This window comes from Pseudomonas sp. LAMO17WK12:I10, assembly GCF_900215185.1.
Lineage (GTDB): Bacteria > Pseudomonadota > Gammaproteobacteria > Pseudomonadales > Pseudomonadaceae > Aquipseudomonas > Aquipseudomonas chlororaphis.
Genome location: NZ_OBDX01000021.1, coordinates 63,925 through 80,965 on the forward strand (window position 1 = coordinate 63,925; position 17,041 = coordinate 80,965).

The window sequence follows — 17,041 nt, forward strand, 5'->3', positions numbered from 1 at the left end:
AACGTTTGCGCAGGCCCTGGGCGATAAAAGTCATACACCTCTCAGGTTCGCTTCAATCCGCGTTAATCGGGGGGCTGAAGGTCGTCGAGCGTACTCCGGCGCAAGCGTTGCTCACAATAATCATAAGATCGGAGTGAACTCATGAAGCTGCCATTCGCTGGACGTCTTCTCGCTGTCGCTGTTCTGGCTGCCGCATCCGCTACGCTTCCCCTTTCTTCGGCATTCGCCGAGACCCCGGAAAAACCCAAGGTCGCCCTGGTCATGAAATCCCTGGCCAACGAGTTTTTCCTCACCATGGAAGACGGCGCCAAGGCGTATCAAAAAGACCATGCCACCGATTTCGACCTGGTTTCCAACGGCATCAAGGATGAAACCGACACCGCCAACCAGATCCGTATCGTCGAGCAGATGATCGTTTCCAAGGTCAACGCGCTGGTGATCGCCCCGGCGGACTCCAAGGCCATGGTGCCGGTGATCAAGAAGGCGGTGGACGCCGGTATCACCGTGATCAACATCGACAACCAGCTGGATCCGGCCGTACTCAAAAGCAAAAACATCAGCGTGCCTTTTGTCGGTCCCGACAACCGCAAGGGCGCGCGTCTGGTGGGCGAGTACCTGGCCAAGGATCTGAAGGCCGGGGACGAAGTCGGCATCATCGAAGGCGTGTCGACCACCACCAACGCCCAGCAGCGCACCGCAGGCTTCAAGGATGCGATGGAGGCCGCGCAGATCAAGGTGGTCTCGCTGCAATCCGGTGATTGGGAAATCGACGCCGGCAACCGTGTCGCTGCCGCGATGCTCAGCGAATACCCGAACCTCAAGGCGCTGCTGGCCGGCAACGACAGCATGGCCGTCGGTGCCGTCTCGGCGGTGCGCGCGGCGGGCAAGGCCGGCAAGGTCAAGGTGGTCGGCTACGACAACATCAATGCCATCAAGCCGATGCTCAAGGACGGTCGCGTGCTGGCGACCGCCGACCAGTTTGCCGCCAAGCAGGCGGTCTTCGGCATCGAGACGGCGCTGAAGATCCTCAAGGGCGAGAAGGTGGACGGTGGCGCCAATGGCGTGATCGAAACTCCGGTTGAGCTGGTCACCCAGTAATCTTTCTGGCGGCGCAACGGCGCCCGCCTGAACAGGCGGGCGCATGGAGAGTTTCTTATGTCAGTTTCCGCTGTGAACGCTGTCCTTTCGGTCAGCGGTATCGGCAAGACCTATGCGCAACCGGTATTGACCGGCATCGACCTGACGCTGATGCGTGGGGAAGTGCTGGCGCTGACCGGGGAAAACGGCGCGGGCAAAAGCACCCTGTCGAAAATCATTGGCGGCCTGGTGACCCCGACCACCGGCGAGATGCGCTTCAACGGTCAGGCTTACCGTCCCGGCAGTCGCACCCAGGCCGAAGAGCTGGGCATCCGCATGGTCATGCAGGAACTCAACCTGTTGCCGACTCTATCGGTGGCCGAGAACCTGTTCCTCGATAACCTGCCCAGCCGCGGTGGCTGGATCAGCCGCAAACAGTTGCGCAAGGCGGCGATCGAGGCCATGGCGCAGGTCGGCCTGGAGGCGATCGACCCCGATACCCTGGTCGGCGAACTGGGGATTGGCCACCAGCAGATGGTGGAGATCGCGCGCAACCTGATCGGCGACTGCCATGTGCTGATCCTCGACGAGCCGACCGCGATGCTCACGGCCCGCGAAGTCGAGTTGCTCTTCGAGCAGATCACCCGTCTACAGGCCCGTGGCGTGGCCATCATCTATATCTCCCATCGCCTGGAAGAACTGGCCCGGGTCGCGCAGCGCATTGCGGTGCTGCGCGACGGTTGCCTGGTCTGTGTCGAGCCGATGGCCAATTACAACAGTGAGCAATTGGTCAACCTGATGGTGGGGCGCGAGCTGGGCGAACACATCGATCTCGGCCCGCGCAAGATTGGCGCGCCGGCCCTGACGGTCAGCGGCCTGAGCCGTTCGGACAAGGTTCTGGACGTGTCTTTCGAGGTGCGCAGCGGTGAGATCTTCGGTATTTCCGGGTTGATCGGGGCGGGGCGCACCGAACTGTTGCGACTGATCTTCGGCGCCGACAAGGCTGACAGCGGCACGGTGGCCCTGGGTTATCCGGCGCAGGTGGCGAATATCCGTTCGCCGGTCGATGCAGTGGCCCACGGCATCGCCCTGATCACCGAGGACCGCAAGGGTGAAGGCCTGCTGCTGACGCAATCCATCAGCGCCAATATCGCCCTGGGCAATATGCCGGAGATCTCCAGTGGCGGCCTGGTCAATGGTCGTGACGAATCGGCATTGGCGCAGCGGCAGATCGATGCCATGCGCATTCGCAGTTCGGGGCCCGCGCAGCTGGTATCCGAACTGTCCGGGGGCAATCAGCAGAAGGTGGTCATCGGCCGCTGGCTGGAGCGCGATTGCGCGGTGCTGCTGTTTGACGAGCCGACCCGGGGCATCGATGTCGGCGCCAAATTCGATATTTATGGCCTGCTTGGCGAACTGACCCGCCAGGGCAAGGCGCTGGTGGTGGTCTCCAGCGACCTGCGGGAGCTGATGTTGATCTGCGATCGCATTGGCGTGCTGTCCGCCGGGCGCCTGATCGATACCTTCGAGCGCGACAGCTGGACCCAGGATGAACTGCTTGCCGCCGCTTTTGCCGGCTATCAAAAACGTGATGCGTTGCTCAACGAAGCGGCGCCTAGGGACCTCCCATGAAAACTGCATCTTCGGCCGGCAAACGTGGCGGCAACAATTACGGCCTCGGCACCTACCTGGGGCTGGCTGGTGCCTTGCTGGCAATGATTGCGTTGTTCTCGACACTGAGCAGCCACTTTCTTTCCTACGACACCTTCAGCACCTTGGCCAACCAGATCCCGGACCTGATGGTGCTGGCGGTGGGCATGACTTTTGTCCTGATCATCGGCGGCATCGATTTGTCCGTCGGCTCGGTGCTGGCCCTGGCGGCCTCCACCGTCAGCGTGGCGATTCTTGGCTGGGGCTGGAGCGTCATCCCGGCGGCATTGCTGGGCATGGGTTGCGCGGCATTGGCCGGGACCATCACCGGCTCGATCACCGTGGCCTGGCGCATTCCTTCGTTCATCGTCTCCCTCGGCGTGCTGGAAATGGCCCGCGGCGTGGCTTACCAGATGACCGGCTCGCGCACCGCCTATATCGGTGATGCCTTCGCCTGGTTGTCGAACCCGATCGCCTTTGGCATCTCGCCATCGTTCATCATCGCCTTGCTAATCATCTTCATCGCCCAGGCAGTGCTGACGCGCACGGTGTTCGGCCGCTACCTGATCGGCATCGGCACCAACGAAGAAGCGGTGCGCCTGGCGGGCATCAATCCCAAGCCCTACAAGATCCTGGTGTTCAGCCTGATGGGGCTGCTGGCGGGCATCGCCGCGCTGTTCCAGATTTCCCGCCTGGAGGCGGCGGACCCGAATGCCGGCTCTGGCCTGGAGCTGCAAGTGATCGCGGCCGTGGTGATCGGCGGTACCAGCCTGATGGGCGGACGCGGGTCGGTGATCAGCACCTTTTTCGGCGTATTGATTATCTCGGTGCTGGCCGCGGGGCTGGCGCAGATCGGCGCGACCGAACCAACCAAACGCATCATCACCGGCGCGGTCATCGTGATTGCGGTGGTGCTGGATACTTATCGCAGCCAGCGCGCAAGCCGGCGGAGCTGAGTCATGGCAACGATCAAAGATGTGGCGGCGCTCGCAGGGATTTCCTACACCACGGTTTCCCACGTGCTGAACAAGACGCGTCCGGTCAGCGAGGAAGTGCGGATCAAGGTCGAGGCGGCGATCCAGCAGCTCGACTACGTGCCCAGCGCCGTGGCGCGCTCGCTGAAGGCCAAGACCACGGCGACCATCGGTCTGTTGGTGCCCAACAGCCTCAACCCGTATTTCGCCGAGCTGGCCCGGGGGATCGAGGATTATTGCGAGCGCAACGGCTACTGCGTGATTCTCTGCAACTCCGACGACGACCCGGAAAAACAGCGCAGCTACCTGCGGGTGCTGCTGGAAAAACGCATCGACGGCCTGATTGTGACCTCGGCCGGTGGCGACGGCGGGCTGGCCAAGGGCCTGGCGGCTGTGCGCACGCCGATGGTGATCGTCGACCGGGGGCTGGAAGGAGTGGATGCGGACCTGGTGCGGATCGATCACGAATACGGCGCGTACCTGGCGACCCGTCATCTGCTCGAGTTGGGCCATCGGGATATCGCCTACATCGGCGGCCCGGACTACACCAGCGTGGCGCAATTGCGTCTGGCGGGGTTCCTGCGGGCGTTGCGCGAAGCCGGCGTAGAGGTGCCTGCGCAGCGCATCCTGCAGAGCGACTTCACTAGCACCGGCGGTTATCACGCGGCGGCCCAGCTGTTGGAGCGCAACCGGCCCAGCGCGATCTTCGCCGGCAACGACATGATGGGCATCGGTGTGCTGCGCGCGGCGGCGGAGCGCAATATCCGGGTGCCGAGCGAACTGTCGGTGATCGGCTTCGACGACATCCAGATGAGTCGTTATGTGTATCCGGCGCTGACTACAGTTGGCCAGTCAATCCTGCAGCTGGGCGAGCAGGCGGCGGAGCTGTTGCTGCGCCGCATTGCCACCCCAGGATTGCCGACCGACCAGCGTATCGTCACCCCAAGCATTGTCCTGCGCAAGTCGACGGCGCCCGTGGCCGGCGCAAAATCGAATTGTGAGTATCGATGTATGCCAGCAAAAGTAGTGGTAGTAGGCAGCCTCAACATGGACCTGGTCACCCGGGCCGAGCGGTTGCCGCGTGCCGGTGAAACCCTGATCGGCCAGTCGTTCGCCACGGTTTCCGGTGGCAAGGGGGCGAATCAGGCAGTGGCGGCGGCCCGTCTGGGCGCCCAGGTGTCGATGATCGGTTGCGTCGGTGATGATGCCTACGGCGAGCAATTGCGCTCGGCGTTGCTCGCCGAACAGATCGATTGCCAGGCCGTCACCGCTGTCGCCGGCTCCAGTGGCGTCGCCTTGATCGTGGTGGACGACAGCAGCCAGAACGCAATCGTGATCGTGGCAGGTGGCAACGGTCAGCTCACGCCAGAAGTGGTCATCGGCTTCGACAAGGTGCTGCAGGCGGCCGACGTGATCATCTGCCAGCTCGAAGTGCCGCTGCCCACGGTGGGGCATAGCCTCAAGCGCGGCCGTGAACTGGGCAAGACAGTGATCCTCAACCCCGCACCGGCCAGTGGCCCGTTGCCGGCGGACTGGTACGCGTCCATCGACTATCTGATTCCCAACGAAAGCGAGGCCGCGGCCCTCAGCGGCTTGCCGGTGGATTCCCTGGCGAGCGCCGAAGCCGCGGCCGCCCGCCTGATCGCCGCCGGGGCCGGCAAGGTCATCATCACGCTCGGTGCCCAGGGCTCGCTGCTCGCCAATGGCACGAGCTTCGAGCATTTTCCGGCACCCAAGGTCAAGGCGGTCGACACCACGGCCGCCGGCGATACCTTCGTCGGTGGTTTTGCCGCAGCCCTGGCCGCCGGCAAGAGCGAGGCCGAGGCGATTCGTTTCGGTCAGATCGCAGCAGCGCTGTCGGTGACCCGCCCAGGTGCGCAACCTTCCATTCCCACGTTGTCCGACGTACAGGCGTTCTCTCCCGCATGAAAAAAACACCCTTGCTCAATGTCGCCCTGTCGCGACTGATTGCCTCCCTGGGGCACGGCGATATCGTGGTCATCGGCGATGCCGGCCTGCCTGTGCCGCCGGGCGTCGAATGGATCGACCTGGCCCTGACCCAGGGTATTCCGGATTTTCTCAGCACCTTGCAGGTGGTGCTGTGCGAGATGCAGGTGGAAGGCCATGTGCTGGCGCAGGAGATCCTGGGTCGACAATCCCCGACCCTGCAAGCGCTCGAGGCGCTGAGCACCGAGGGGGCGCTGGGCGCGCGCAGGCTGTTGAGCCACGATGAGTTCAAGGTGCTCAGCCGCCAGGCGCGGGCGATCGTTCGCACGGGGGAGTGTCAGCCTTATTGCAACATCGCTTTGATTGCCGGGGTGACGTTCTGAGCGTTGCCTCTCTCTGTTCAACCACGCAAAGGAGTGCGCCATGCACCGCTATGCTCAGCTACTGAAACACCTGATCCGGAGTGTTCTGCTCGTGTCCCTGTTCACTGCTACCAGCGCCCATGCGGCAGAAAAAATCGATCTGATCATCGATACCGATCCGGGTGCCGATGATGTGGTTGCATTGCTGTTCGCCCTGGCGTCGCCGGAAGAACTGCAGATCCGCGCGCTGACCACGGTGGCCGGCAACGTGCGCCAGGATAAGACCTCGCGCAATGCGCGCCTGGCCCGTGAGTGGGCGGGGCGCGAAGAGGTGCCGGTGTACGCCGGCGCGCCGAAGCCGCTGCTGCGCACGCCGATCTATGCCGAGAATATTCACGGCAAGGAAGGCATTTCCGGGGTCGCGGTGCATGAGCCGAAAAAGGGCCTGGCCGAGGGCAGTGCGATCAATTACCTGATCGACACCCTGCGCGCCGCCAAGCCCCACAGCATCACCATCGCCATGCTGGGCCCGCAGACCAACCTGGCGCTGGCGCTAATCCAGGCACCGGATATCACTCAAGGCATCAAGGAAGTGGTGGTCATGGGCGGTGCGCATTTCAACGGCGGCAACATGACCCCAGTGGCGGAATTCAATCTGTTCGCTGACCCGCAGGCCGCCGAGGTTGTGCTCAAGAGCGGCGTGAAGCTGACTTACTTGCCGCTGGACGTCACCCATAAAATGCTGACCAGCGACGCGCGCCTGCAGAAGATCGCGGCCTTGAACAACAATGCCAGCAAGGTGGTGGGGAATATCCTCAACGAATACGTCAATGATGACATGGAGCACAATGGTATCCCGGGTGGCCCGGTGCATGACGCGACCGTCGTTGCCTACCTGCTCAAGCCCGAGTTGTTCAGCGGGCGCCAGGCCAATATGGTGATCGACAGTCGTGACGGTCCGACTTTTGGTCAGACCATCGTCGATTGGTACGACGGCCTGAAGCAGGAGAAGAACGTGTTCTGGGTGGAGAATGGCGATGCCCAGGGTTTCTTCGATCTGCTGACCGAGCGTCTGGCTCGCCTGAAATAAGTGCTATTCCCGGCAGGTGCCAGCCTGTCGGGCGTTACACCTTCTCTGTATCCGGCGTGCCCGAGTGTTCGCCGGGATACTTCTCGAATATCTGCTCGATGAATGTCTGGGCCGCTTCGGTGCCCAGCTCCCTGATCAGCAAGTCGATGCCGATGATTGCCAGCTCTTCGGGGCTACCGGGGCTGTAGGAGCAGTGGCCTTCGGGCCATTTGGCTTTGATGTCGGCGTCGATCGTCACGGTGGCCATGGAAGTCTCGCGAGCTCGGAAAGGATAGGGCCGGACAGGCGCTTGTCGAGGGCTTCCGGTCTTGTAGAGTTAAACACCTTGGCGGGCTTTTCGCACTCCTACTTAGGCATGAGGGGAGGGCTGTGCGACACTTGGTCATTGTCTATTTTCAAAGGGTGCCAGTGTGCAGATCGATTTGAACAACCCTGATGCCTTGACCTTCGAGGCGGTGCGCCAGTTGCTGGCGTCGGCCAGTGACGATGTGCATACCCAGCTGCGAGTGACCAAGGCGGGTATTGCCTATATCTCGTCGGGAGTGGTCGGTGGCGCGGACATCGACGGCCTGTTGTTCAGGCTGGAGACCTGGGCCGCCGGTTCCGGTTATGTCGGGCGGGTAGCGGCCAGCGATGAGGTCTGGGTGATGCAGATTTTTAACGCGTTGAAACAGAACTGGCCGAAGCCACCATTCGATTACATCGATATTTACTGAGGCTGTTCATATCCGGTCACGATTGCTGCATGAAAACGTGGCCGTACCTGATGCAGACTTGCCCGCTGCCTGGCCAAGAGGCCATTGGCTAGTCCGTTTGTGAAACCAATAGTCAGAGCGGTTGTCGCACTATCTCTGCTTATTTTTGAAAAGGAGGCTTCATGCCTTGGAAGCTCGCGTCATTCGGTACCTTGTTGGCTGCAGTCGTTTTGACGGGGTGCAGCACTTCTTCGGCGGATAAGGATCCGGTAGCGACCGAGAGCGGCCATAGCCGCTGTGAGGCTAAGGCGGCCGAATTCGCCATCGGCAAAAAAGCTTCGCCTGAGCTGCTGGAACAGGCGCGTACTCGCGCAGGCGCGCAGAATGCCCGTATTCTCAAGCCGAATGACATGATCACCCTGGAATACCGCTCCGATCGGCTGAACCTAAACACCGATACCAATCTGGTGGTCACCCGGGTCAATTGCGGCTGATCCTGTCAGCGCTTTTGCACCTTGCATAAAAAACCCCGTCACATGGACGGGGTTTTTTTAGCTCGCTGAGAAATTACTCAGGACGAACTTGTGCAGCTTGCATACCCTTTTGGCCTTTCTCAGCCACGAAGGAAACGGTCTGGCCTTCTTTCAGGCTTTTGAAACCGTCGCTTTCAATAGCTTTGAAGTGTACGAACAGGTCGTCACCGCCACCTTGAGGAGTGATGAAGCCGAAGCCTTTTTCATCGTTGAACCATTTTACGGTGCCGGTTTGGCGATTAGACATGGTGTATCTCCAAGAAACATATATTTTCAGTAGTACTGTGCTGCTCAGGCCAACTGGGCACACCGGGCTATCATAGTCGAAATGTTCGACTTGGGAGCCCCCCGGACGTGCCGATTCCCAGGTGCTTGAGTCCGTTTTGTTGCTCCGATCGGCTGAAGGCCCCGGTTTAAGGGGCTTTCGCTGAAAATATTCGGTGATAAAAAAAGCCGTAAAAGCTGCGTAAATTGTGAAAGAAGGCCGGTTTTCAGATCGCATCGAACCTGATTCAAGGCCCTCTCTCGCGCTTTAAAGACTTATTTCACCACCCGGCAAGCGGCAATAGCGTCCAGCGCCTTAGTTCTCAGCGCCGGATCCGGTTGAGTCTGCTTGCTCATGAGTTGTTTGATTTCGTCGGTAGTGAATTTCTCATTAAGCTTGTCCGCACCACAGGCGCAGTGCTTTTCCGCACTTTTCACATCAACGCTCTGGCTGGCGGCAGCCGTGCAATCCTTCATGTATTCGGCACGTACCCCGGCTGGCCAGGCGGCCTGCGCGCTCAGTGGCAGCAGCAGGGCGAAAGGGGCGGCAAGGGCGAATAGTTGGGTGAGGCGCATGAGTCGAGCTCTCCTGGGATTGGTACAAGAATGGCGATTCTCGGTGTATTTGAGGCCTTGCGTACACACCAAGTTCACTTTCTCGAAAGAAAGCGCGGATACGCTGGTCCCGGTGGGAAGTACGGCGCGATGACCGTTCATCTGTGCTAGCATGCCCGGCTTGGGTGTTTTCAGGCTCTGGGCGAGTTTCAATCCCACCGCAGTCTATGCCTCTATTTTTCTGATTTGAACTCCAGTCACTCTGGTTCGTTTTACCGGTTGGCCGCAAGGCTCCTGCCACTGTGAGGCAGGCGTTCGTCACGAACGGCCTGGATCGAACCGCGTACTGGCTCATCCCAACCCACGTGACCTTTGGTAGGGGTCACCACTAGGAGAGGAGGCGCCATGCCCACTATTACTCTTCCCGACGGCAATCAACGTTCATTCGATCATCCGGTTTCCGTAGCCGAGGTCGCCGCATCCATTGGTGCAGGTCTGGCCAAGGCCACCGTGGCCGGCAAGGTCAATGGCAAACTGGTCGACGCCTGCGATCTGATCGACAGCGACGCGCCCCTGCAAATCATCACGCCAAAGGATGAAGAGGGGCTGGAGATCATTCGCCACTCTTGCGCTCACCTGGTTGGCCACGCGGTCAAGCAGTTGTATCCGACAGCGAAGATGGTTATCGGTCCGGTGATCGATGAAGGCTTCTATTACGATATCGCCTACGAGCGTCCTTTCACCCCGGACGACCTGGCGGCCATCGAGCAGCGCATGCAGCAACTGATCGAGAAAGATTACGACGTCATCAAGAAGGTCACCCCGCGCGCCGAAGTGATCGAAGTGTTCAAGGCTCGCGGCGAAGACTACAAGCTGCGCCTGGTCGAGGACATGCCGAACGAACAGGCCATGGGCCTGTACTACCACGAAGAATACGTCGACATGTGCCGTGGTCCGCACGTGCCGAATACTCGCTTCCTCAAGTCCTTCAAACTGACCAAGCTGTCCGGCGCCTATTGGCGCGGCGATGCCAAGAACGAGCAACTGCAGCGCGTCTATGGCACTGCCTGGGCGGACAAGAAGCAGTTGGCGGCTTATATCCAGCGTATCGAAGAAGCCGAGAAGCGTGACCATCGCAAGATCGGCAAGCGCTTGGGCCTGTTCCATACCCAGGAAGAAGCGCCGGGCATGGTGTTCTGGCATCCGAACGGCTGGACCCTGTACCAAGTGCTCGAGCAGTACATGCGCAAGGTGCAGCGCGACAATGGCTACCTGGAGATCAAGACTCCGCAGGTGGTCGATCGCAGCCTGTGGGAGAAATCCGGGCACTGGGCCAACTACGCCGAAAACATGTTCACCACCGAGTCGGAAAGCCGCGACTACGCCATCAAGCCGATGAACTGCCCGTGCCACGTGCAGGTATTCAATCAGGGCCTGAAGAGCTACCGCGAGCTGCCGATGCGTCTGGCCGAGTTCGGTGCCTGCCACCGTAACGAGCCGTCCGGTGCATTGCACGGCATCATGCGTGTGCGTGCCTTCACCCAGGACGATGCGCATATCTTCTGCACCGAAGAGCAGATGCAGGCTGAATCCGCCGCGTTCATCAAGCTGACCATGGATGTCTATGCCGACTTCGGCTTCAAGGACATCGAAATGAAGCTTTCCACTCGCCCTGAAAAGCGTGTGGGTTCCGACGAGCTGTGGGATCGCGCTGAAAATGCCTTGGCCGCCGCGCTTGATAGCGCCGGGCTGCCGTATGACCTGCAACCGGGCGAAGGGGCGTTCTACGGTCCGAAAATCGAGTTCTCGCTGAAAGACTGCCTGGGTCGTGTCTGGCAGTGTGGTACCCTGCAGCTCGATTTCAACCTGCCGATCCGTCTGGGCGCCGAGTACGTTTCCGAAGATAACAGCCGTAAACATCCGGTGATGTTGCACCGGGCGATCCTCGGCTCCTTCGAGCGTTTCGTCGGTATTCTGATCGAGCATTACGAAGGGGCATTCCCTGCGTGGCTGGCTCCGACCCAGGCCGTAGTGATGAATATCACTGATAAACAGGCAGATTTTGCCCTCGAAGTGGAAAAAATCCTCAACCAAAGCGGATTTCGTGCCAAGTCTGACTTGAGAAATGAAAAGATCGGCTTTAAAATCCGCGAGCATACTTTGCTCAAGGTTCCCTATCTCTTGGTTATTGGAGATCGGGAAGTCGAGACGCAGACTGTCGCTGTGCGTACCCGTGAAGGTGCTGACCTGGGCTCGATGCCCGTCGCTCAGTTCTCGGAGTTCCTTGCACAAGCGGTTTCCCGGCGTGGTCGCCCAGATTCGGAGTAATTATTATTAAGCGTGAAATGAGACAAGATAAACGAGCTGCACCGAAAGCCCCGATCAACGAGAATATCTCGGCACGCGAGGTTCGGTTAATTGGCGCTGACGGCGAGCAGATTGGCATCGTCTCGATTGATGAAGCGCTTCGTATTGCTGAAGAAGCCAAGCTTGATCTGGTGGAAATCTCCGCCGACGCAGTCCCACCGGTTTGCCGTGTGATGGACTACGGCAAGTCGATCTTCGAGAAGAAGAAGCAGATTGCCGCGGCGAAGAAGAACCAGAAGCAGATTCAGGTAAAAGAAATCAAGTTTCGTCCAGGGACGGAGGAAGGGGATTACCAGGTAAAACTGCGCAACCTGGTACGTTTCCTGAGTGACGGGGACAGGGCCAAGGTATCCTTGCGATTCCGCGGCCGTGAGATGGCCCACCAGGAGCTGGGGATGGAACTCCTCAAGCGGGTTGAAGCTGACCTGCAAGAGTACGGTTCGGTCGAACAGCATCCTAAGATGGAAGGACGCCAGCTGATCATGGTCATCGCCCCGAAAAAGAAGAAGTAATCAACAGGGCACGGCAGGCCTTCTGATTATGTTTATCAACTGAATGCGGAGTATCCGAACATGCCAAAGATGAAAACCAAAAGTGGTGCTGCTAAGCGGTTTCTGAAAACTGCTAACGGTATCAAGCACAAGCACGCTTTCAAGAGCCACATCCTGACCAAAATGTCGACCAAGCGTAAGCGTCAACTGCGCGGTAGCAGCTTGCTGCATCCGTCTGACGTGGCAAAAGTCGAGCGCATGCTGCGCCTTCGTTAATTTTTGGATCAAGAATAGAGGAAGTAACTCATGGCTCGTGTAAAGCGTGGCGTCATTGCCCGTAAACGTCACAAAAAAATTCTGAAACTTGCTAAAGGCTACTACGGCGCGCGCTCCCGCGTATTCCGTGTTGCCAAGCAAGCGGTAATCAAGGCAGGCCAATACGCCTACCGCGACCGTCGTCAGAAAAAACGTCAGTTCCGCGCTCTGTGGATCGCTCGTATCAACGCTGGTGCTCGTATCAACGGTCTGTCCTACAGCCGTTTCATCGCCGGCCTGAAAAAAGCGTCCATCGAGATCGACCGTAAGGTTCTGGCTGATCTGGCAGTGAACGAAAAAGCGGCGTTTGCTGCGATTGTCGAGAAAGCTAAAGCCACTCTGGCTTAAGTACCCCCGACAGTCACCCGGGCTCACCTCTGTGGGTCCAGGTGTTAAACGTCATAAATAGGGGAAGAGCCTACAAGCTCTTCCCCTATTTTGTATCTGGAGTCTGTACATGGAAAACCTGGATGCGCTGGTCTCTCAAGCACTAGAGGCTGTGCAAAGCGCTGAAGATATCAATGCCCTGGAGCAAATCCGGGTTCAGTACCTTGGCAAGAAGGGTGAATTGACTCAGGTGATGAAGACCCTGGGGAATTTGCCGGCAGAGGAGCGCCCGCAGGTCGGCGCCCTGATCAACGTTGCCAAGGAGCGTGTTACAGAGGCTCTCAATACGCGTAAGGCTTTGTTTGAAGAAGCCGAGCTGGCTGCCAAACTGTCCGCCGAGTCCATCGATGTGACCCTGCCTGGCCGTGGCCAGGTCTCCGGCGGTTTGCATCCTGTGACCCGGACTCTGGAACGTATTGAACAGTTCTTCACTCATATCGGCTACGGCATCGCCGAAGGCCCTGAGGTCGAAGACGACTATCACAACTTCGAGGCGCTCAACATCCCAGGCCACCACCCGGCCCGTTCGATGCATGACACCTTCTATTTCAATGCGAACATGTTGTTGCGTACCCATACCTCTCCGGTACAGGTCCGCACCATGGAATCGCAGCAGCCGCCGATCCGCATCGTCTGCCCAGGCCGTGTGTACCGTAGCGACTCCGATATCACCCACTCGCCGATGTTCCATCAGGTCGAAGGCTTGCTGATCGATCGCGACATCAATTTCGCCGACCTCAAGGGAACCATCGAAGAGTTCCTGCGGGTGTTCTTCGAAAAAGAACTGGCAGTGCGCTTCCGTCCTTCGTACTTCCCGTTCACCGAGCCGTCCGCTGAAGTCGACATGGAATGTGTGATGTGCAGCGGCAAGGGCTGCCGTGTCTGCAAGCAGACCGGATGGCTGGAAGTCATGGGCTGCGGCATGGTTCACCCGAACGTGCTGCGTATGTCGGGGATCGATCCGGAAGAGTTCCAGGGCTTTGCCTTCGGCATGGGCGCCGAGCGTCTGGCCATGCTGCGTTACGGCGTGAATGACTTGCGCCTGTTCTTCGACAACGACTTGCGGTTCCTCGCGCAATTTCGCTAGGTCGCACGCCCGTAACGAATCTTTCAGGAGAGCAGGATGAAATTCAGTGAACAATGGCTGCGCGGCTGGGTAAGCCCGCAGGTAAGTCGCGACGAGTTGGTTGCTCGTCTGTCGATGGCCGGTCTTGAGGTCGATAGCGTGACGCCGGCCGCTGGTGTTTTCAGTGGCGTGGTGGTGGGCGAGGTGCTGAGCACCGAGCAACACCCCGATGCTGACAAACTGCGTGTTTGCCAGGTCAGCAATGATGCGGAAACCTTCCAGGTCGTGTGCGGTGCGCCAAACGTGCGTCCGGGCCTGAAGATTCCTTTCGCCATGATCGGCGCGGAGCTGCCTGGCGACTTCAAGATCAAGAAGGCCAAGCTGCGCGGTGTCGAGTCGAACGGCATGCTGTGCTCCCAGGCAGAACTGCAGGTGGGAGAGGGCAATGACGGTCTGATGGAATTGCCGGGCGATGCGCCGGTAGGCAAGGATTTCCGTGAGTACCTGGAACTGGACGATGCCAGCATCGAGGTCGACCTGACCCCGAATCGTGGTGATTGCCTGTCGCTGGCGGGGCTCGCCCGTGAAGTCGGCGCGCTCTATGCCGCACCAGTCACCCGTCCAGTGGTGCTATCCGTGGCACCTGCGCACGATGAAGTGCGTCCGGTTGAAGTGCTGGCGCCCGCAGCGTGCCCGCGTTATCTGGGCCGGGTTATCCGTAATGTTGATCTGTCCAAGCCGACCCCGCTGTGGATGGTCGAGCGTCTGCGTCGCGCTGATGTACGCAGCATCGATGCGGCCGTAGACATCACCAACTACGTGATGCTGGAACTGGGGCAACCGCTGCATGCTTTCGACCTCGCCGAAATCAACGGTGGCATCCGTGTGCGGATGGCCGAAGAGGGCGAGAAGCTGGTCTTGCTCGACGGCCAGGAAGTGGCCCTGCGCAGCGATACCCTGGTTATCGCCGACCATACCCGTGCCCTGGCGATTGCCGGTGTCATGGGCGGCGAGCACAGCGGTGTAGCGGCAACTACCCGCGACGTTTTCCTGGAAAGTGCCTTCTTCGACCAGATCGCTGTCGCTGGTAAAGCCCGTTCCTATGGCCTGCACACCGACGCCTCGCATCGCTACGAGCGTGGTGTGGACTGGCAATTGGCCCGTGAAGCCATGGAGCGCGCTACCGGCTTGTTGCTGGAGATTACTGGTGGCGAAGCTGGCCCGATCATTGAAGCAGTCAGCGAGCAGCACCTGCCTTCGATCGCTCCGGTCACTTTGCGCGCCGAGCGCATCACCCAGATGCTGGGCATGGAAATCGAAGCGACAGAAGTCGAGCGTCTGCTCGGCGCACTGGGTCTGAAGATTTCCGCCGAGGGAGCAGGGCAGTGGCGTGTTGAAGTGCCAAGCCATCGCTTCGACATCAGCCTGGAAGTCGATCTGATCGAAGAACTGGCTCGCTTGTACGGCTACAACCGCCTACCGGTTCGCTACCCTCAGGCGCGCCTGGCTCCACAAGCCAAGGCCGAAGCTCGTAGCGATCTGCCTGAGCTGCGTCGTTTGCTGGTGGCCCGCGGTTATCAGGAAGCTATTACTTACAGCTTCATCGATCCGAAACAGTTCGAGTTGTTTAATCCAGGTGTCGAGCCGCTATTGCTGGCCAACCCGATTTCCAACGACATGGCTGCCATGCGTTCGTCGCTGTGGCCGGGGCTGGTCAAGGCACTTCAGCACAACCTGAACCGCCAGCAGGACCGTGTCCGTCTGTTCGAGAGCGGCCTGCGTTTCGTCGGTCAACTGGAAGGCTTGAAGCAAGAGCCGATGCTGGCCGGTGTGGTGTGCGGCACTCGCCTGCCGGAAGGCTGGGCACAAGGTCGCGATGTCGTGGACTTCTTCGACGTCAAGGCCGACGTGGAAGCGGTGCTGGGTTTTGCCGGTGCACTCGATGCGTTCACTTTCGTGCCTGGCAAGCACCCTGCGTTGCACCCGGGTCAAACCGCGCGCATCGAGCGTGAAGGTCGTCTGGTTGGTTATATTGGCGCTATCCACCCTGAGTTGTCGAAAACCCTCGGTCTCGACCGTCCGGTCTTCGTTTTCGAGCTGGTTCTGGCCGAAGTAGCCTCGGGAAAAATGCCTGAATTCCGTGAGTTGTCGCGCTTTCCTGAAGTGCGTCGTGACTTGGCCTTGCTGGCTGATCGCGATGTTGCTGCCAGTGCGGTACTGGATGTAATCCGTGAGAATGCAGGCGAATGGCTGACAGACCTCAGGTTGTTTGACGTGTACCAGGGTAAAGGCATTGATCCTCATAGAAAAAGCCTTGCAGTTGGCTTGACCTGGCAGCATCCATCGCGCACTCTTAATGACGATGAGGTGAGCTCCACGACGCAAAATATCCTCACCTCGCTCGAACAAAGGTTGAACGCCACGTTAAGGAAGTGACGTATGGGGGCTCTGACGAAAGCTGAAATGGCCGAACGTCTCTACGAAGAGCTGGGCCTGAATAAACGTGAGGCCAAGGAATTGGTCGAGCTGTTTTTTGAGGAAATCAGGCACGCTCTCGAAGATAACGAACAGGTCAAACTGTCCGGTTTCGGTAACTTCGATCTTCGGGATAAACGCCAGCGACCTGGCCGCAACCCGAAGACGGGTGAAGAAATCCCGATCACGGCACGCCGTGTGGTCACCTTTCGTCCAGGGCAGAAGTTGAAGGCCCGAGTTGAGGCCTATGCTGGAACCAAGTCATAACGACGAGCTCCCGGTCATTCCGGGCAAGCGCTACTTCACTATCGGTGAAGTTAGCGAGCTCTGTGCGGTCAAGCCGCATGTGCTGCGTTATTGGGAGCAGGAGTTTCCTCAACTCAACCCCGTCAAGCGCCGCGGAAATCGCCGGTATTATCAGCGCCAGGATGTGCTGATGATCCGGCAGATCCGCGCGTTGCTGTATGATCAGGGGTTCACCATTGGTGGAGCGCGCCTGCGCCTTTCCGGTGATGAAGCCAAAGACGACACCACCCAGTACAAGCAATTGATCCGTCAGATGATCTCCGAACTGGAGGACGTTCTGGTGGTACTCAAGAAATGATTTTCAGCTTTTAAAATACTTCCAAATTTCAAAAGCTTGCGATATATTCTTGAGCGCTTCGTTAAGAAGCAAACCCAGTAACACGCCTAGTCGGGGCGTAGCGCAGTCCGGTAGCGCACTAGCATGGGGTGCTAGGGGTCGAGTGTTCGAATCACTCCGTCCCGACCATATTTTTCAATGACTTGGGCC

Annotated in this window: 19 protein-coding genes, 1 tRNA gene and 1 pseudogene; 18 read left to right on the top strand and 3 right to left on the bottom strand. The window is 59.2% G+C overall.

Features of this window, described 5'->3' with window-relative positions; genetic code table 11:
- Positions 1–141: 141 nt before the first annotated feature.
- From CRO75_RS21615 to CRO75_RS21645, 7 genes and pseudogenes are all read left to right on the top strand, one after another.
- Positions 142–1,098, top strand: a complete 957-nt coding sequence (locus tag CRO75_RS21615) for a sugar ABC transporter substrate-binding protein (RefSeq protein WP_097138016.1) — start codon at positions 142–144, stop codon at positions 1,096–1,098.
- A gap of 57 nt (positions 1,099–1,155) precedes the next feature.
- Complete coding sequence (locus CRO75_RS21620; protein WP_053260355.1) at positions 1,156–2,709, top strand: sugar ABC transporter ATP-binding protein; 1,554 nt, start codon at positions 1,156–1,158, stop codon at positions 2,707–2,709.
- Positions 2,706–3,683 (top strand): ABC transporter permease, encoded by a 978-nt coding sequence (locus CRO75_RS21625; RefSeq protein ID WP_097138018.1) that lies wholly within the window; start codon positions 2,706–2,708, stop codon positions 3,681–3,683. The genes CRO75_RS21620 and CRO75_RS21625 overlap by 4 nt, the downstream gene beginning before the upstream one ends.
- 3 nt (positions 3,684–3,686) lie before the next feature.
- A pseudogene (locus CRO75_RS21630) lies at positions 3,687–4,709 on the top strand (LacI family DNA-binding transcriptional regulator); the annotation flags it as partial.
- Between the two features lie 3 nt (positions 4,710–4,712).
- Positions 4,713–5,630, top strand: coding sequence for a ribokinase (gene rbsK, locus CRO75_RS21635; protein ID WP_097138141.1), 918 nt, complete (start codon positions 4,713–4,715; stop codon positions 5,628–5,630).
- Entirely contained in the window at positions 5,627–6,031 is a 405-nt protein-coding gene (gene rbsD / locus CRO75_RS21640; protein WP_097138021.1) for a D-ribose pyranase, read from the top strand. Before rbsK ends, rbsD begins: the two co-directional genes overlap by 4 nt.
- 40 nt (positions 6,032–6,071) lie before the next feature.
- Entirely contained in the window at positions 6,072–7,100 is a 1,029-nt protein-coding gene (locus CRO75_RS21645) for a nucleoside hydrolase (protein ID WP_097138024.1), read from the top strand.
- Positions 7,101–7,134: 34 nt separating this feature from the next.
- Here the strand turns inward: CRO75_RS21645 and CRO75_RS21650 are convergent, their stop codons facing one another.
- Complete coding sequence (locus CRO75_RS21650; RefSeq protein ID WP_097138026.1) at positions 7,135–7,347, bottom strand: hypothetical protein; 213 nt, start codon at positions 7,345–7,347, stop codon at positions 7,135–7,137.
- A gap of 163 nt (positions 7,348–7,510) precedes the next feature.
- On the opposite strand from CRO75_RS21650, the gene CRO75_RS21655 reads away from it, so the two are divergent.
- Positions 7,511–7,816 carry a hypothetical protein gene (locus CRO75_RS21655; RefSeq protein ID WP_097138028.1) on the top strand — a complete coding sequence of 102 codons (306 nt, stop codon included), beginning with the start codon at positions 7,511–7,513 and terminating at the stop codon, positions 7,814–7,816.
- A gap of 161 nt (positions 7,817–7,977) precedes the next feature.
- The gene (locus CRO75_RS21660; RefSeq protein ID WP_097138030.1) at positions 7,978–8,289 is read left to right on the top strand and encodes an I78 family peptidase inhibitor; all 312 of its coding nucleotides are present in this window, start codon (positions 7,978–7,980) and stop codon (positions 8,287–8,289) included.
- A 73-nt stretch (positions 8,290–8,362) separates the two neighbouring features.
- On the opposite strand, the gene CRO75_RS21665 is transcribed toward CRO75_RS21660, so the two are convergent.
- Both CRO75_RS21665 and CRO75_RS21670 read right to left on the bottom strand, forming a co-directional pair.
- Positions 8,363–8,575 (bottom strand): cold-shock protein, encoded by a 213-nt coding sequence (locus CRO75_RS21665; protein WP_003179963.1) that lies wholly within the window; start codon positions 8,573–8,575, stop codon positions 8,363–8,365.
- Between the two features lie 293 nt (positions 8,576–8,868).
- Positions 8,869–9,168 carry a hypothetical protein gene (locus tag CRO75_RS21670; RefSeq protein WP_009043058.1) on the bottom strand — a complete coding sequence of 100 codons (300 nt, stop codon included), beginning with the start codon at positions 9,166–9,168 and terminating at the stop codon, positions 8,869–8,871.
- A 384-nt stretch (positions 9,169–9,552) separates the two neighbouring features.
- Between CRO75_RS21670 and thrS the strand changes: the two genes are divergently transcribed.
- From thrS to CRO75_RS21715, 9 genes are all read left to right on the top strand, one after another.
- Positions 9,553–11,475: a threonine--tRNA ligase gene (gene thrS, locus CRO75_RS21675; protein WP_097138032.1), complete on the top strand. Its 1,923-nt coding sequence runs from the start codon at positions 9,553–9,555 to the stop codon at positions 11,473–11,475.
- Entirely contained in the window at positions 11,475–12,026 is a 552-nt protein-coding gene (infC, locus tag CRO75_RS21680) for a translation initiation factor IF-3 (RefSeq protein WP_169914426.1), read from the top strand. Before thrS ends, infC begins: the two co-directional genes overlap by 1 nt.
- Positions 12,027–12,086: 60 nt before the next feature.
- Positions 12,087–12,281, top strand: a complete 195-nt coding sequence (gene rpmI / locus CRO75_RS21685) for a 50S ribosomal protein L35 (RefSeq protein WP_002553160.1) — start codon at positions 12,087–12,089, stop codon at positions 12,279–12,281.
- Positions 12,282–12,311: 30 nt separating this feature from the next.
- Positions 12,312–12,668, top strand: coding sequence for a 50S ribosomal protein L20 (gene rplT, locus CRO75_RS21690; RefSeq protein ID WP_007905879.1), 357 nt, complete (start codon positions 12,312–12,314; stop codon positions 12,666–12,668).
- 109 nt (positions 12,669–12,777) lie between these two features.
- Positions 12,778–13,794 carry a phenylalanine--tRNA ligase subunit alpha gene (gene pheS, locus CRO75_RS21695; RefSeq protein WP_007920512.1) on the top strand — a complete coding sequence of 339 codons (1,017 nt, stop codon included), beginning with the start codon at positions 12,778–12,780 and terminating at the stop codon, positions 13,792–13,794.
- A gap of 36 nt (positions 13,795–13,830) precedes the next feature.
- Positions 13,831–16,209 (top strand): phenylalanine--tRNA ligase subunit beta, encoded by a 2,379-nt coding sequence (gene pheT, locus CRO75_RS21700; RefSeq protein ID WP_097138034.1) that lies wholly within the window; start codon positions 13,831–13,833, stop codon positions 16,207–16,209.
- A 3-nt stretch (positions 16,210–16,212) separates the two neighbouring features.
- Positions 16,213–16,515 (top strand): integration host factor subunit alpha, encoded by a 303-nt coding sequence (gene ihfA, locus CRO75_RS21705; RefSeq protein WP_002553164.1) that lies wholly within the window; start codon positions 16,213–16,215, stop codon positions 16,513–16,515.
- On the top strand, positions 16,496–16,852 hold the full coding sequence (locus CRO75_RS21710; protein ID WP_007920509.1) for a MerR family transcriptional regulator: 357 nt from the start codon (positions 16,496–16,498) through the stop codon (positions 16,850–16,852). Before ihfA ends, CRO75_RS21710 begins: the two co-directional genes overlap by 20 nt.
- A 91-nt stretch (positions 16,853–16,943) precedes the next feature.
- Positions 16,944–17,020, top strand: a tRNA-Pro gene (locus CRO75_RS21715).
- The last annotated feature ends 21 nt before the right edge of the window (positions 17,021–17,041 follow it).